Origin of the sequence: Micromonospora sp. WMMD998 (assembly GCF_029581235.1) — a bacterium.
Classification (GTDB): Bacteria; Actinomycetota; Actinomycetes; order Mycobacteriales; family Micromonosporaceae; genus Micromonospora.
This window is the reverse complement of the sequence record NZ_CP120740.1, coordinates 4,831,197-4,846,599: the sequence shown is the minus strand read 5'-3', so window position 1 is coordinate 4,846,599 and position 15,403 is coordinate 4,831,197. Positions and strand designations below refer to the sequence as shown.

Annotated in this window: 13 protein-coding genes; 3 read left to right on the top strand and 10 right to left on the bottom strand. The window is 72.5% G+C overall.

All coding sequences use genetic code 11. The features are described 5' to 3' along the window. The 10 genes from O7619_RS21995 to O7619_RS21950 form a co-directional block, all read right to left on the bottom strand. Positions 1-1,272, bottom strand: a complete 1,272-nt coding sequence (locus tag O7619_RS21995; RefSeq protein ID WP_282283157.1) for an activator-dependent family glycosyltransferase — start codon at positions 1,270-1,272, stop codon at positions 1-3. Between the two features lie 18 nt (positions 1,273-1,290). Further along, on the bottom strand, positions 1,291-2,562 hold the full coding sequence (locus O7619_RS21990) for an activator-dependent family glycosyltransferase (RefSeq protein ID WP_282283156.1): 1,272 nt from the start codon (positions 2,560-2,562) through the stop codon (positions 1,291-1,293). A 12-nt stretch (positions 2,563-2,574) separates the two neighbouring features. Further along, on the bottom strand, positions 2,575-3,855 hold the full coding sequence (locus O7619_RS21985; protein WP_282283155.1) for an activator-dependent family glycosyltransferase: 1,281 nt from the start codon (positions 3,853-3,855) through the stop codon (positions 2,575-2,577). A gap of 14 nt (positions 3,856-3,869) precedes the next feature. Then, complete coding sequence (locus O7619_RS21980; protein ID WP_282283153.1) at positions 3,870-4,877, bottom strand: NAD-dependent epimerase/dehydratase; 1,008 nt, start codon at positions 4,875-4,877, stop codon at positions 3,870-3,872. Between the two features lie 60 nt (positions 4,878-4,937). After that, positions 4,938-5,495: a GNAT family protein gene (locus tag O7619_RS21975; RefSeq protein WP_282283152.1), complete on the bottom strand. Its 558-nt coding sequence runs from the start codon at positions 5,493-5,495 to the stop codon at positions 4,938-4,940. Between the two features lie 30 nt (positions 5,496-5,525). Next, complete coding sequence (locus O7619_RS21970; RefSeq protein ID WP_282283151.1) at positions 5,526-6,521, bottom strand: aldo/keto reductase; 996 nt, start codon at positions 6,519-6,521, stop codon at positions 5,526-5,528. Next, a complete protein-coding gene (locus O7619_RS21965; protein WP_282283150.1) occupies positions 6,503-8,209 on the bottom strand; it encodes a PH domain-containing protein in 1,707 nt (568 codons plus the stop codon). The genes O7619_RS21970 and O7619_RS21965 overlap by 19 nt, the downstream gene beginning before the upstream one ends. Further along, complete coding sequence (locus O7619_RS21960; protein WP_282283148.1) at positions 8,206-8,634, bottom strand: PH domain-containing protein; 429 nt, start codon at positions 8,632-8,634, stop codon at positions 8,206-8,208. The genes O7619_RS21965 and O7619_RS21960 overlap by 4 nt, the downstream gene beginning before the upstream one ends. 302 nt (positions 8,635-8,936) lie before the next feature. Further along, positions 8,937-11,468, bottom strand: coding sequence for an ABC transporter permease (locus O7619_RS21955; RefSeq protein WP_282283146.1), 2,532 nt, complete (start codon positions 11,466-11,468; stop codon positions 8,937-8,939). Continuing rightward, entirely contained in the window at positions 11,465-12,271 is an 807-nt protein-coding gene (locus tag O7619_RS21950) for an ABC transporter ATP-binding protein (protein ID WP_282283144.1), read from the bottom strand. Before O7619_RS21950 ends, O7619_RS21955 begins: the two co-directional genes overlap by 4 nt. 438 nt (positions 12,272-12,709) lie before the next feature. On the opposite strand from O7619_RS21950, the gene O7619_RS21945 reads away from it, so the two are divergent. Genes O7619_RS21945 through O7619_RS21935 form a run of 3 tightly spaced genes read left to right on the top strand, consistent with a single transcriptional unit; the run spans position 12,710 to position 15,251 of the window. Further along, positions 12,710-13,441, top strand: coding sequence for a hypothetical protein (locus O7619_RS21945; RefSeq protein ID WP_282283141.1), 732 nt, complete (start codon positions 12,710-12,712; stop codon positions 13,439-13,441). Then, positions 13,438-14,595, top strand: a complete 1,158-nt coding sequence (locus O7619_RS21940) for a histidine kinase (protein ID WP_282283140.1) — start codon at positions 13,438-13,440, stop codon at positions 14,593-14,595. Before O7619_RS21945 ends, O7619_RS21940 begins: the two co-directional genes overlap by 4 nt. Next, positions 14,583-15,251 (top strand): response regulator transcription factor, encoded by a 669-nt coding sequence (locus tag O7619_RS21935; RefSeq protein WP_282283139.1) that lies wholly within the window; start codon positions 14,583-14,585, stop codon positions 15,249-15,251. Before O7619_RS21940 ends, O7619_RS21935 begins: the two co-directional genes overlap by 13 nt. Positions 15,252-15,403: the final 152 nt, after the last annotated feature.

Below are 15,403 nucleotides of genomic sequence, written 5' to 3'. Positions count from 1 at the left end.
TCAGGGGGTGTGGTGGTGGGCGGTGAGGGTTTCGAGGTGGGGGACGATCTGGTTGGGGGAGGGGAGGGTGGTGATTTCGTGGGCGAGGTCGGTGGCGCGTGTGTGGAAGTGGGGTTCGGTGAGGAGGCGGTGGACGGCGTCGCGGACGGTGGGTCCGGTGGCGTTGCTGGTGTGGATTTGGAGGCCGGCGCCGTGGGTGGCGAGTTTGTGGGCGAGTTGGGGTTGGTCGAAGTGGTAGTGCAGGGCGAGTTGGGGGACGGGGTGGCGGCTGGTGGTGGCGAGGGTGGCGGCGCCGGCGTGGTGGATGACGGCGGCGCAGGTGGGGGCGAGGGCGTGCCAGGGGACGTAGGGGACGACGCGGACGTTGGGTGGGAGGGTGCCGAGGGCGGGTTGTTCGTGTTCGGCGATGGTGGCGACGAGTTCGATGTCGAGTTCGGCGAGGGTGTGGATGAGGTCGCCGATGTCGAGGGTGTAGCCGTCGTAGATTTCGGTGGCGCTGAGGCCCATGGTGAGGGCGACGCGGGGTCGGGTGGGTGGTGTGGTGAGCCATTCGGGGATGGTGGCGGGGCCGCCGTAGGGGATGTATTGCATGCGGAGGTAGTGCAGGCCGGGTGCTTCGGTCTGGAGGGTGGCGGGGAACTGGTCGATGGTGAAGTGGCCGGTGGCGAGGTCTTCGGTGAGGTCGAAGCCGTAGCGGCGGGCGTAGCCGTCGAACCAGGTCATGAGGGGGTCGGTGGCCTGGTCGGGGGGTTGTTGGCGGTGTAGGTCGAGGAAGGTTTGGCGGACGCCGCCGAAGACGTCGAGGCCGAACAGGAGGCGGGCGTGGGCGGCGCCGCAGGCTTTGGCGGCGATGGATCCGGCGAAGGTCATGGGTTCCCAGATGACCAGGTCGGGTTTCCAGTAGCGGGCGTAGTCCACCAACGCCGCGATCATCGGGAAGTTGCTGCCGCGGTGCCAGCCGGACACGGCCTGGGCCAGCCCGGGCGCCAGGTAGTCCCAGGTCTGTTTCGCCGGGTCGTCGAACGCGTCGTAGGGCGCGGGGATGCCGGCCCGCACCTTGGCGTGGGCGTCCGGGGCCATCTTCGCCACCCGCCAGTTGTCCCGGTCGTGACCGATCGGCACGGCGGTCAGCCCGGCCTGCATGACGATCTTCGCGAACGCGGGTCGGCCGGCGACGTGCACCTCGTGCCCGGCGGTCCGCAGCGCCCACGCCATCGGCACCAGGTACTGGAAGATGCTCTTCTCCGGGTTGACCGCGAACAGGACGCGCATGGGGGTTCTCCTGGTGGGTCAGGGGGTGTGGTGGTGGGCGGTGAGGGTTTCGAGGTGGGGGACGATCTGGTTGGGGGAGGGGAGGGTGGTGATTTCGTGGGCGAGGTCGGTGGCGCGTGTGTGGAAGTGGGGTTCGGTGAGGAGGCGGTGGACGGCGTCGCGGACGGTGGGTCCGGTGGCGTTGCTGGTGTGGATTTGGAGGCCGGCGCCGTGGGTGGCGAGTTTGTGGGCGAGTTGGGGTTGGTCGAAGTGGTAGTGCAGGGCGAGTTGGGGGACGGGGTGGCGGCTGGTGGTGGCGAGGGTGGCGGCGCCGGCGTGGTGGATGACGGCGGCGCAGGTGGGGGCGAGGGCGTGCCAGGGGACGTAGGGGACGACGCGGACGTTGGGTGGGAGGGTGCCGAGGGCGGGTTGTTCGTGTTCGGCGATGGTGGCGACGAGTTCGATGTCGAGTTCGGCGAGGGTGTGGATGAGGTCGCCGATGTCGAGGGTGTAGCCGTCGTAGATTTCGGTGGCGCTGAGGCCCATGGTGAGGGCGACGCGGGGTCGGGTGGGTGGTGTGGTGAGCCATTCGGGGATGGTGGCGGGGCCGCCGTAGGGGATGTATTGCATGCGGAGGTAGTGCAGGCCGGGTGCTTCGGTCTGGAGGGTGGCGGGGAACTGGTCGATGGTGAAGTGGCCGGTGGCGAGGTCTTCGGTGAGGTCGAAGCCGTAGCGGCGGGCGTAGCCGTCGAACCAGGTCATGAGGGGGTCGGTGGCCTGGTCGGGGGGTTGTTGGCGGTGTAGGTCGAGGAAGGTTTGGCGGACGCCGCCGAAGACGTCGAGGCCGAACAGGAGGCGGGCGTGGGCGGCGCCGCAGGCTTTGGCGGCGATGGATCCGGCGAAGGTCATGGGTTCCCAGATGACCAGGTCGGGTTTCCAGTAGCGGGCGTAGTCCACCAACGCCGCGATCATCGGGAAGTTCTGCGGCTTGTGCCACATCCGGATCGCCTCGGCGTACCCGCTGGACAGGTGCTCCCAGGTCGCCTTGGCCGGGTCGTCGAACGCGTCGTAGGGGACCATGAAGCCCTCGCGCATCGCCTCCCGCGTGTGCCGGCGGTGGGTGGTCACCCGCCACGGGTTGCGGTCGCTGCCCATCGGCACGGCGGTCAGCCCGGCCTGGGTGATGACCTGCGCGAAGGCCGGCTGGCTGGCGACGCGCACGTCGTGGCCGGCGGTCCGCAGCGCCCACGCCATCGGCACCAGGTACTGGAAGATGGTCTTCTCCGGGTTGACCGCGAACAGCACGCGCACGTCGGTCTCCTCTCAGCCGGTGGTGACCGGCCGGCGGTCGGCGACCATCGCCGCCAGCCGGCGGGCCATCTCGTTGGGGGTGGGCAGCGCCCGCATCTGCTCGCGCATCCGGTGCGCGCCGTCGGCGAAGGCGGGCTCGCCCAGCAGGCGCAGCAGGGCGTCCCGGACCGCCGGGCCGGTGGCCCGCTCGGCCGGCAGGTGGATGGCGCAGCCCTGCCGGGCCAGCCCCTCGGCCAGGGCCGGCTCGTCGAAGTGCAGCGGGAGGACAAGCTGCGGCACCGCGTGCAGCGCGGTGGTGGAGAGCGTGCCGAACCCGCCGTGGTGGATCACCGCGGCGCAGGTGGGAACCAGCGCGTGCAGCGGCACGAACGGCACCAGCCGGGCGTTGTCCGGGATCCGGGCCAGCCGCCGCTGCTCCGCCTCGGCGACGGTCGCGACGACCTCGATCTCCAGGTCGGCAAGCGAGTCGAGGATGTCCTGGAGGTTCACCGCGTAGCCGTCGAAGCGTTCGGTGGCGACCAGGCCCATGGTGATCGCCACCCGGGGTCGACGGGGCGCGTCCCGCAGCCACTGCGGCACGACGGCCGGCCCGCCGTAGGGCACGTAGCGCATCGGCAGGTAGGTCAGGTCCGCTTCCATCCGCAACGAGCGCGGAAACTGGTCGATGGTGAACTCGCCGGTGATCATGTCCTCGGTGAACTCCCCGCCGTGGCGGCGGGCGTAGGCGTCGAGCCACTCGGCCAGCGCGTCGCCCCGGTCGTGCGGCGGCTGCTGGGCCCGCAGCCGGCGGTAGTGGTCGCGGGTGACACCGTAGATGTCGAGGCTGAACATGACCCGGCCGTGCCGGGCGCCACACGCCTTCGCCGCGATCGGCCCGGCGTAGGTGGTGGGCTCCCAGATCACCAGGTCCGGCCGCCAGGCCCGGGCGAACGCCACCAGGTCCGGGATCATCGGCACGTTCTCGTACTTGTGCCAGTCCTTGACCTGCCGGGCGAACTCGTCGCGCAGGTACGGCCAGCCGATGTCGTCCGGGTGCCGCTGCGCCACGTCGTACGGGCGGGGCAGTCCCGCCCGCCCGGCGGTCTGCCACCCGGGGGTGAGTTCGAGCGCCCGCCCGGGATCGCGGTAGCGGCCCACCGGCACGGCGGTCAGCCCGGCCTGGGTGATCTCGTCGACGAACGCGGGCTGGCTGGCGAACCGCACCTCGTGGCCGGCGGTGCGCAGCGCCCAGGCGAGCGGCGCCATCGCCAGGAAGTGCGTCCGTTCGGCGTAGGTGACGAAGAGGACGCGCATCGCGGACGCCCCCGTCACGCCGCGTCGGCGGCGGCGAGTTCCCGCCCGACGGCGGCGGCCATGCCGCGCAGTCCGTCGGGCAGCGCGACGGCCGGTCGCCAGCCGGTGGCCCGCTGGAAGGCGGACGGGTCGAGGACGAAGTCGAGCAGGTCGGTGGGCATGGAGTGCTCGGCCGGCGGCACCGACACCACCGGCACCTGGTCTCGGCCGCTCTGCCGGGCCACCGCCGCGGCGATCGCCCGGAACAGTTCGGCGACGCTCGTGGCCTGGCCGGTGCCGACGAGCCAGTGCCGCCCGACGACCGGCTCCGGGCGGTCCATCGCGGCGAGGAACGCGGCGGCGGCGTCGTCGACGCAGAGCAGGTCGCGCGTCACGCTGCCGTCGTGCCACATGGTCAACGGTTGGCCGGCGAACGCGCGGCGGGTCATCGAGGCCACCACGCCCCGGTCGAGGGCGCTCGCGTCGCTGCCCTGGCTGTAGAGCGTGGCCAGGCGCAGGGTCGCGCCGCGCAGCAGCCCCTCCCGGTGGGCTTCCTCGATCGCCTGCTCGGCGGCCAGCTTGTGCCGGTCGTAGGCGGTCAGCGGGCGGTCCGGCTCGGTGCCGTCGAGCCGGCCGGCGCTGCGACCGGCCTGCGACATCGACCCGGCGAACAGCACCACCGGCGGGGTGTGGGGGCGCTGCGCGCGGACCGCGCCGATCAGGTCGTGCACCAGGCCCAGGTTGACCCGTTCGGCGGTCGGGTCGGTGGCGGCCACCCGCCAGGTGCCGGCGCCGCCCATGTGGGCGACCAGGTGGACGACCACGTCCGCGCCGGCCACCGCGTCCGCGACGGCGCCCGGTTCGGTCAGGTCGACCGCCCGCGTCTCGACCTCGCCCCGGTGCCCGGCCGGCGCCACCGGGCAGCGCCGGCCGACGAGCCGCAGCCGGACCGGACGCCGGGCCAACTGCCGGGTGATGGCCGTGCCGAGCAGGCCGGAGGCGCCGAGCACGGTGACCAACTGTTTCGATGCCTCACCTGACACGGCAAGCTCCTTCGGGTCGCGTGGTGGTGCGAACGGTCGGGCGGTGCGGGCCGGCGGCGGTCACCGCGGGGCGGTACGCCAGTCGAGCGGGGCCGGCAGGATGCCGTCGAGCCGGAGGTCGACGTGCTCCTCCCACTCGTCGCGCCGGATCTGGAAGGTGTGCAGATCCCACAGTTGGCCGCGGAACCACAGGTGTTCGGCCAGCACCTGCCGCTCGCGCCCGTCGCCCCGGCCGAGGCCGAACGCGTCGAAGCTGGCCTCGGTGGTCTGCGCGACGACCCGGTCGATGTTGAAGCAGGCGAACGCGTAGTTGAGCAGCAGGTTGGTGGCCTCGGCGCCGATGCCGAAGCGGGTCTTCGGCGGGTCCAGGTAGATGCCGCACCGCAGGTGCCCGGCCGGGTCCAGGCCGTGCAGGGTGGCGAAGCCGAGCACGTCGTCGCTGCTGCGGTTGAGCACCAGGAACGCGGCGTTGAGGATCTTGAACATGCCGACCGTCGACGCGGCCGGCCGGAAACTCTCCAACCCGGTACGCAGCAGGGTCTGCATGAACAGCGACGAGTCCCCGGTGCTGGCCGGCTGGAGCGCGATCCGGCGGGACTCGGTGTGCGGGAAGATCACGGAGTCGATCCCTCTCTGTTCGTCGGCGGGTCAGCCGGTGGTGACCGCCGGCCGGGCCCGGTCGGCGTACCTGTCGTCGTCCCAGCGCATGCGGCCGGTGGCGACCGGCAACGCGGCGATGTCCCGCAGGTCGTCGCCGGTCAGGCGCAGATGCGCGGCGGCGACGTTGTCCTCCAGCCAGCGGCGGTGGCGGGTGCCCGGGATCGGCACGATGCCCTCGCCCAACGCCAGCGTCCAGGCGATCGCCACCTGGGCCGCGGTGGCCCCGTGGCGGGCGCCGACGGCCGTCAGACCGTCGACGATGGCCTGGTTCGCCCGCATCGCGGCGGGCTGGAAACGTGGGTCGCGGATCCGGGAGTCACCGTCGCTGAGCGAGCTGGGCCGCACCGTGCCGGACAGGTAGCCGCGGCCGAGCGGCGCGAAGGCGAGGAATCCCACCCCGTTGCGCCGGCACCACGGGATCACGTCCTGCAACGACTGGGCGCACCAGACGGACAGCTCGTACTGCACCACGCTCAGCGGGCACACCGCGTGCACCAGGTCCAGCTCCTCCACCGTGGCGTGGGAGATGCCCAGGTGGCGTACCTTGCCCTCGGCGACGAGCGCGCCCAGCGCGCCCCACGTCTCGGCCAGCGGCACGGCCGGGTCGACCCGGTGCAACTGGTAGACGTCGATCGCCTCCACCTGCAGGCGGCGCAGCGACCCCTCGCACGCCGAGCGCAGGTAGTCGGGTCGGCCGTTGCGCCGGAACCGCCCGTCCGGCCCGGCGGTCAGGCCGCACTTGGTGGTGACGCGGACCCGGTCCCGGTACGGCCGCAGGGTCGCGCCGAGCAGCTCCTCGTTGCGGAACGGCCCGTAGACGTCGGCGGTGTCGAACAACGTGACGCCCAGGTCGACGGCGCGCGCGATCACCCGCGCCGACTCCCGGTCGTCACGCTCGCCCGGGCTGTAGCCGTGCGACATGGAGCTGCACCCCAGGCCGATGGCGCTGGAGGTGAGCCCCGGCGCTAGCTCGGTCTGTCGCATTCCTGCTCCCACCCTTCACTGCCCGGCGCGGCGGCCGGGGGCTGCGGGTCCTCGGCTGCCGCGACGGGCGTCGGCTCGGTCCGGACCACGAAGGCGGCCAGCAGGTCCGGAGTGGTCTCGTGGGCGAACGCGACCGCCTGTGCCGCGCCGAGGTCCGGCACCTCGTAGTGGCGGGCGCCGGCGGCCGTGGCGATGCCCAGGGTGGTCAGACCGAAGATCCGCTGCAGCAGCGACTGCCGGAACTTCCACCCGATGACGGCCCGCCGCTGCAACGCGGTGGTGTAACGCCGGGCCAGCCCGTAGCGGGTGACCACGTACGGCTCGACGAGCGTGTGGCCCAGCGACCGGTGGGCGATCACCGCCAGCACGAGGGTGACCGGCGTCGCCGCCAGCGCGTACAGCCAGAGCCGGTCGGGCACCGTGCTGGTCGGGGCGAGCCAGGCCAGCGCGGCGGCGAGCCCGCCCGGGAGCCCGACCGCCCAGAGCAGCCGCCGGTACAGCGCCGCCCGCGGGTGCGCCCGGGTGGGCACGTCCAGCGGGCGGACCCCGTCGGCGAGGACGTCGGCGGCCACCCGCCGGGCGTACCCGATCCGGGTACGCGGCAGGATGACGCTCGCCGACTCCTGCCCGGCGGTCCACCCGGCCAGCCCGGTGGAGACCACCTCGGTCTCGGCGAGGCCGAGCCACCGCCAGAACAGCGGCTCGCTCGTGTGCACGCCGCGCAGGCGCCGGTCGTCGCGGTAGATCTCCCGGGTCTGGGTCAGCCCGCGCCGGGTCAGCAGCGCGGTGCCGTTCTCGGTGGTGGCGCGCACCAGCCGGAAGTTCCAGTTCTCGGTGACGAAGCCGAGACCGAGACCGATCACGCCCAGCAGGAACGACCCGGCCATGATGATCACGGCGGACCAACCGGTGCCCAGTTCCCGCCAGTCGACGAGCCCGCCGACGACGTCGCGCAGGTCGACGTTGACCAGTTGCAGGAGCCAGAACAGGGACCAGAGCAGGAAACCCGCGGCCAGGAACGCCCAGATGTTGACCAGGTTGTAGAGCAGCCACGACCAGCGCAGCTCGGCGATCGGTGTCTCCGGGGTGGTGGCGGCCGGGGCGTCGGTGCCGTCCGCCGCGTCGGCGGTGTCGGCGGTGTCGGTTGCGGTGGGGCGGGTGCCGGCCGCCACCAGCAGCTCCCGGCGGAAGCCGGCCACGGCCGCCACCGACACGGCGTTGAGCCGCAGCGCCGGCTGGGCCTCGCCGGTGCCGATGTGCACGATGCGCAGCCCGGCGAGGCGGTGCCGGAGCCGCGCGGTGGCGTCCACGCTGCGGACCCGGTCGCGGGGCACGTAGCGGTATCTGCGGTGCAACCAGCCGACGCGCAACTCCACCCGCTCGTCGGTGATCCGGTAGCGGGTCTTCATCCACCGCAGCAGGTCGCGGACGGCGCCGGTCACGCCGAGGAAGGTCGCCACCGCCAGCGGCCAGATGCCGAACGCGCCGTCGGAGAAGTCCACGTCGAGCACGACGAGCGCCACGAACGACGGGGTGAGCGAGAGCAGGAACATGACCAGGTCCAGCCAGATCACCCGCCGGTCGAGCCGGCGCCACGGCGGCTCGGCGGACGGCTCCGCCGCCGTGCCCGCCGCATCCGCCGTACCGGCCGGCTCCGGCGCGGTCACCGCGGTCGGGGAACCGCTCATGTCGCGTCCCCGGGCGTCAACTCGGTGATCTCGGTGAGCCGGTGCGCGGCGGTCTCGGCGACCTCGGCGTCCAGGCCCCGGATGGAGATGCTGCCCTCGCGTGACGCCGTGGTGACCCGGATGGTGGCCACGCGGAGCAGTTGCTGCAGCGGCCCCTTGACGGTGTTGATGCTCTGGATCCGCGAGATCGGGACGATGCGCCACTCGCGCTCGAACCAGCCGCTGAGGGCGTACACGGCCTCGTCGGTGACCTCCCACCGGTGCACCAGGTAACGCCAGGTCGGCATGAGCGGGATGTAGACGACGTAGAAGGCCGCGAGCACCGCGATGACCGGACCCAGATACGGCCGCGATGATTCCGCCGTCGCATAGGCGATGCCGCATCCGCCGAGCACCACAATGGCGGTGAGTGCGGCGTGCAGCATCCAGAGAATGATTGCTCTCTTCTCGATGCGATTGCGGGGCGGGCGGAGTTTCCACCGCTCGGGGCGGGACGTCGCTTCGGTCGGCGGACGCAATGTCTCGGTATTCGGGTAAGGCTGCATCACTGATCTCCGGTGCGCCACGATGGCCTCGGTGAATCACTGGTGAAAAAGGAGAGCCGACACCGACGCGAAATGGCGCGGCCAGGCTCGGTGCAGATTTGCGCAAACGACGCCGGCCGTCAAGCGTGGCCGGCGCCGTTGTCTCGCTGGCGGGACGACGGCGCCGGCCGCAGCCGTGTCGATCAGCGCTGGGAGATGGCGTCCAGCACGTTCATCCGCGCCGCCCGCCAGGCCGGCCAGAGCGCGGCCAGCACGCCGATGCCGATCGCGGCGAGCAGATAGAGCGCCAACCGGCCGACGGAGAGGTCGAGCACCTCGATGCCGTTCGACGACAACGCGCGCTGCGCGGCGACGCCGAGCCCCACCCCGAGGGCCAGGCCCAGCGCGGTGCCGAACAGCGCGATGACGACCGACTCGTAGCGGATCATCGCCCGGACCTGCCCGCGGCCCATGCCGACGGCGCGCAGCAGCCCGATCTCCCGGGTCCGTTCCACCACCGACAGGCCGAGCGTGTTCACGATGCCGATCGCGGCGACCAGGATGGACAGCACCAGCAGCGCCAGGATGGCGTTGAGCACCTGCTCGATCTCGGCCCGGGCGTCGTCCTTGGCGTCCTGCCGGTCCCGCAGTTGCACCGCCGGGTAGGCGCGCAGCACCGACCTGATCCGCTCGGTGGCGGCGGCCTGCTGCGCGTCGTCCACGTCGACGTACGCGCGTTGCAACTGGTCGGTGTCGGAGTGCGCCAGGTAGCCGGCGGTGCCGACCAGGTACGGCCGGTCGAGGACCTGGTTGTCGGCGAAGACGCCGACCACCCGCAGCGTGACGCGGGCGCCGTCCGGATACTGTGCCGGCGTCGTGCTGCCCACCTTCAGCCCCAGCTCGTCGGCGGCGCTGCGCTCGACCAGGATCTCGTCGGCGCCGAGCGTCGCCCGGCCGGTCTCGATCCGCAGGTTGACCGGCGTGACGAGCGCGGCGGGGTCGGCCACGGTGACCGGCGCCTCCTCCCCGTCGATGCGCATGGTGCCCAGCCGCACCGGCGTGACCGCACGCACCCCGGGCACGGCGGCGACCTGGTCGGCGGCCTGCGGGCCGAACCCGGTCAGGCCGCGGGAGTCCAGCGAGAAGTCGGCGCCGAACTCGCGGTCGAGCCGGCGGTCGGCGGAGGCGCTCAGCGAGCTGGACACGACCGTGGCGACCGAGACCATGGCCAGCCCGATCATCAGGGCGGAGGCGGTCGCCGCCGTGCGGCGCGGGTCGCGGTGGGCGTTGCGCCGGCTGAGTTGCCCGGCGATGCCGCCGAGCCGGGCGACCGGCCAGCCGACCAGCCGGACCACCGGGCGGCTGAGCACCGGCCCGAGCAGGACGAGGGCGAACAGCAGCAGGATGCCGCCGAGGGCCAGCAGGATCGGCGCCTCGTCGCGCTCGGACCCGAACGACAGGGCCACGACCAGCCCGCCGACGACGGCCACCAGCACCCCGAACACCAGCCGGATCCGGCGCGAGCGGGTCGGCAGCGCCACCTCGTCGCGCAGCGCGGCGATCGGCGGGATCCGCGCCGCCCGGCGGGCCGGCAGGTAGGCGGCGGCCACGGTGACGAGCGTGCCGATGGCGTACGCCCACAGCACGGTCGCCGGCGTGACGACGGGTGAGCCGCTCGGCAGCTCCGTGCCGAACCGCGAGAACAGGGCCCGTAGCGCGAGCGCGATGCCGACGCCGACGCCGATACCGCCGGTGGACCCGACGACGCCGACGACGAGCGCCTCGACGATCACCGCCCGGGTCACCTGCCGCCGGCTGGCGCCGACCGCCCGTAGCAGCGCCATCTCCCGGGTGCGCTGCGCGACGAGCATGGTGAACGTGTTGAAGATGATGAAGGAGCCGACCAGGACGGAGACGCCCGCGAAGGCGAGCAGGAACGCGCTCAGCAGGCCGAAGAAGGACTTGATCCGCTCCCGCGCGTCCGCCACCAGTTGCTGCGCGGTGCTCACCTCGTAGTCGGCCGGCAGCGCGGCGGTGAGCTGGGCGGCCAGTTGCTCCTGGGAGACGCCCGCCTTGGGGCGCACCCACACGGCCGAGTAGTGGCCGGGGCGGGTGAGTAGCTGTTCGGCCACGGCGGGGGAGAAGCCGACGTAGGTGACGACGTCGCCGATGCGTTCCTCGCCCAGGGTGAACACGCCCACCACGGTCATCGTGCGCTGGCCGCTGCGGGTCACCACCGGCACGGAGTCGCCGACGGCGATGCCGCCCTCCGCCGCGGTCTGCTCCTCCACCACGAGGTCGTTCTCCGCGGTCGGGGCCCGACCGGTGACGATGCGCATCTTCGACTCCGGCCCGCCCTCGACGTACGCGCGGCCCCGGTGTGCCACGCCGTCGCCGCCGACCACCTCGCCGTTGCGGTCGATCACCACCGCGTAGCCCTCGACGACGCTGCGGAACTGGTCGGCGCCGGGCACCTTGCCCTTGAGCGACTCCACCGTCGCGGCGTCGATCAGGCGCGGCTGGGCGCCCTCGCCGGTGAACGGCTGCTTGGGCGCGACGGACACCTCGCGGGCCTGGGAGCGGTCGCCGAAGGCGTCCTCGAACGCGCGGGACGCGGTGTCCCGGAAGATCATGGTGCCGGCGGCGAACGAGACGCCGAGCACCACCGCGACCGCGGTGAACAGCAGCCGCAGCCGGTGCGCGGACAGGTTGCGCAGCGCGAGTCTCGCCATCATCGGGCCAGCTCCTCGCCGCCGGCCGGCGCGTGCTCCAGGCGCTTCATCCGGTCCAGGACCCGGTCGGCGGTCGGGTCGACCATCCGGTCCACGACCCGGCCGTCGGCCAGGAACACCACGTTGTCGGTGTAGCCGGCGGCCACCGGGTCGTGCGTGACCATGACGATGGTCTGGCCGGTGGTGCGCGCGGAGTCGCGGAGGAAGGCGAGCACCTCCGCGCCGGACCGCGAGTCCAGGTTGCCGGTCGGCTCGTCGGCGAAGATCACGTCCGGCTTGCTGACCAGCGCCCGGGCGCACGCGACGCGCTGCTGCTGGCCGCCGGAGAGCTGTGTCGGCCGGTGGTGCAGCCGGTCGCGCAGGCCGACGGTGTCCACCACCTTGTCCAACCACTGCTGGTCCGGGTGACGGCCGGCGATGCGCAACGGCAGGACGATGTTCTCCAGCGCGGTGAGCGTGGGGATCAGGTTGAACGACTGGAAGATGAACCCGACCCGGTCCCGGCGCAGCGCCGTGAGCTGCTTGTCGTTGAGCCGGGTGACGTCCTGGTCGCCGATCAGGATGCGACCGGAGTCGACCACGTCGAGCCCGGCGAGGCAGTGCATCAGGGTCGACTTGCCGGAGCCGGAGGGCCCCATGATGCCGGTGAACCGGCCCCGGGGAATGGTCAGGGACACCGCGTCCAGGGCGACGACCCGGGCGTCGCCCGTGCCGTACACCTTGGTGATCTCCTCGGTGCGGGCGGCGACCTCGCCGGTCTCCGGGTCGGCGGTGCCGGTGTCGGGCACGGCGGTGTTGCTGGTCATGACGGCTCCCTGTCACTGGCGGGCGCGTGGGCGCGCCCTGGCAACGGAACGGATCGGCGGTCACGGGGCTTTCCGCGAGCTGTGGCGGTGTCGCCGTCGTCGAGGCGAAAGCGAATCGGCGCGCCACTCGTCCGGCCCGAGTATTTCACCGCCGCAGCGCGTGCACGAGGACGCGGAACACGCACGCGGTCTTTAGCGCCCGAAGTTGACAAGGGATTAGCCAAAAGTATTCCGCCGGTGCCGGCGCGTTCGACCGCACGGGGCGGCCGAGCGCGGAAAAGCGCAGCACAGGGGCGTTTCGGTGGGTCGCCGTGGCGATTCGGGCGACCGCTGCGGCAACGACTTTCGATGACTGGCGCCGTGCATTGTCGGGCAATTAGCGTAGGGGTCGAGCCGGGCCGCGTGCGGGGTGCCCGAACGAGTCGGAAGGTGTACCTCATGGCCACCAAGGAGTTCCGCGAAGGCCCTCGGTCGGGTTCGGACACCGCCGCCGGGCAGACCGTGCTGGCGGTGCCGTTCGCCGACCGCCTGGTGATGTTCGTCGGCATCCCGCTGCTGGTCCTGCTGCTGGGCCTGGGGCTGCCGGCGCTGGCCCGCTGGGCGCTGAGCTGGGACACGGCACTGCCGTTCAAGCCGGTGTTCCGGTTCGTCGGCGCGATCGACAAGCCGTGGGAGATCGCGGTGAACCTGACCATCTGGCTCCTGCTGGCGCTGGTGGTGGTGTTCACCGCCGCGCGCGAGTCGATGCGGGTCACCGTCACCGACGCCGACATGCGGGTGGACAAGGACGACCAGGTCCGCACGTTCGCCCGTGACGACGTGTCCGCGGTCTTCCTCGACGGCAAGAAGCTCGTGGTGCTCGACCAGCACTCCCGCCAGTTGCTGCGCGACACCCACGAGGCGTCGCGGTCGACGCTCGCCGAGGGCTTCCGCCGGCACGGCTACCCGTGGCACGACAGCGACCCGTACGCCGATCTGTTCCGGCCGTGGAGTGCCGGCTCCGCGGAGCTGCCCGAGACGGCCGACGACGTGCTCGCGGCCCGGCAGTCGGCGCTGCGGACCAAGGCCCAGCCGGAGGTCCGCAGCCTGGCCGCGACGTTGGAGAAGATGGGGTACGTGGTGCGGGACGAGGGCACGCGGCAGTTCTGGCGTCCGCTCGTCAAGTCGTGATCCGTCCCCGCCTGAGCGGACCGGTGCGCAGCCGCCTCGTCGACCTCGGTCTCGTGGCGGCTGCCGCGCTCGCCGCCCTGGTCATCGCCGGTGAGGCCGAGGAGAGCGGGCGGCTGGCCGGGGACGCGCTGGCCGCGGCGCTGGGCCTGGCCGTGCTCGGCGCGGTGGCGCTGTGGTGGCGTCGCCGCTTCCCGGTCGCCGTCGCGGTGCTGCTGACGCTGGTGCTGGCCGGCACCGACCTGGCCGTCGTCGCGGTCCTGGTCGCGGTCTGGACGGTGAGCGCGCACCGGAGCTGGTCCGTCGCCGCGACGACCGTCGGCGTCGGTCTGCTGGTCTACGTCCCCTACTCGGTGGTGCGGCCCGCCCCGGACCTGAGCGCCTTCGACGCCAACGTGCTCTACCTGGCGTTGATCCTCGTCGCGCTGGCGGCGGGCAGCACCGCGCGGATCCGGCGGGAGGCGATCGGGGTGCTGCGCGAGCGGGCCGAGCGCGCCGAGGCCGAGGCGAACGAGCGGGCCGAGCGTCTGCGCGTGCAGGAGCGGCACCGCATCGCCGGCGAGATGCACGACGTGCTGGCCCACCGGATCTCGCTGGTCAGCCTGCAGGCCAGCGCCCTGGAGGTCCGCACCGACCTGCCGGCCGAGGTGACCGGGGCGGTCGCGGCCATCTGGCAGCAGTCACACGACGCGCTGGAGGACCTGCGGGGGATCCTGGACGTGTTGCGGGCCGGTGGTGACGGGGCCGGCCTGCGTCCGCAGCCCGGCCTGGCCGACCTGGACCGGCTCTTCGCCGAGGGCCGCAGTGTCGGCGCCGTCGTGCACGTCGACCGGCGGGTCACCGGGGAGCCGTCGGACGTGGTCGGACGGACGGTCTACCGGCTCGTGCAGGAGGGCCTGACCAACGCGCGCAAACACGCCCCGGGCGCGCCGGTGGACGTGCTGGTGGACCGTGCCGGGACCGGCGAGCTGTGGGTGCGGCTGCGCAACCCGTTGGTCAGCGGGCCCGGGACGGGGGTTCCGGGCAGCCACTCCGGTCTGCTCGGCCTCGCCGAGCGGGTCGAGCTGGCCGGCGGTCGCCTCTCGTACGGCGTGCAGCGTGTCCCGGAAGGCGGCGTGGTCTTCCAACTGGAAGCCTGGCTACCGTGGCCGACGTGATCAGAGTTCTGGTGGTCGACGACAACGCGTTGGTGCGGGCGGGGCTCTGCGCGGTGCTGGGCGCCGCGGCCGACATCGAGGTGGTCGGCGAGGCGGCGGACGGCGCCGAGGTGGTGACCGCGGTGCGGGACCTGCGTCCGGACGTGGTGCTGATGGACATCCGGATGCCCGGTCTGGACGGGCTCTCCGCCACGGCCGAGGTGCGGGCGCTGGCGCAGCCGCCCGCGGTGATCGTGCTGACCACCTTCGACACCGACGACCACATCCTGCGCGCGTTGCGGGCCGGCGCGAACGGCTTCCTGCTCAAGGACATGCCGCCCCGCCAGATCCAGGACTCGGTCCGGGCGGTGGCGGCGGGGGAGTCGATGCTCTCGCCGGCGGTGGTGGGACGGCTCATCGACTACGTGGTGCGGGTGGAGGACCAGGACGAGCAGCAGGTCCGGGTGACCGCCGCGCGGCGGGCGGTCGAGGGGCTGACCGACCGGGAGCGGGAGGTGGCCCGGGCGGTGGCCGCCGGTAAGTCCAACGCGGAGATCAGCGGCGAGTTGTTCATGAGCGTGGCGACGGTGAAGACGTACGTGTCACGGCTGATGACGAAGCTGGGCTGCGCCAACCGGGTGCAGGTGGCGATCCTGGTCCACGAAGCGCGCGGCTGAGTCGGCTAGACGAGTTCACCATTTTGTATCAATCTCGCGTTTAGACGGCGTGTAGACGAGTCGCGTTCGCCTCCGGCATACTTCCGGCCTAGTTCACGTCGGAGCATTTTTATGACGGGGGAACGGGAATGGTCAATTCGATGAACACATCA

Bases quoted from the DNA above. Each gene is read 5' to 3' on its own strand.
- O7619_RS21995 (WP_282283157.1), bottom strand. From the start codon at position 1,272: ATGCGCGTCCTGTTCGCGGTCAACCCGGAGAAGAGCATCTTCCAGTAC.
- O7619_RS21985 (WP_282283155.1), bottom strand. From the start codon at position 3,855: ATGCGCGTCCTCTTCGTCACCTACGCCGAACGGACGCACTTCCTGGCG.
- O7619_RS21970 (WP_282283151.1), bottom strand. From the start codon at position 6,521: ATGCGACAGACCGAGCTAGCGCCGGGGCTCACCTCCAGCGCCATCGGC.
- O7619_RS21965 (WP_282283150.1), bottom strand. From the start codon at position 8,209: ATGAGCGGTTCCCCGACCGCGGTGACCGCGCCGGAGCCGGCCGGTACG.
- O7619_RS21960 (WP_282283148.1), bottom strand. From the start codon at position 8,634: ATGCTGCACGCCGCACTCACCGCCATTGTGGTGCTCGGCGGATGCGGC.
- O7619_RS21955 (WP_282283146.1), bottom strand. From the start codon at position 11,468: ATGATGGCGAGACTCGCGCTGCGCAACCTGTCCGCGCACCGGCTGCGG.
- O7619_RS21950 (WP_282283144.1), bottom strand. From the start codon at position 12,271: ATGACCAGCAACACCGCCGTGCCCGACACCGGCACCGCCGACCCGGAG.
- O7619_RS21945 (WP_282283141.1), top strand. From the start codon at position 12,710: ATGGCCACCAAGGAGTTCCGCGAAGGCCCTCGGTCGGGTTCGGACACC.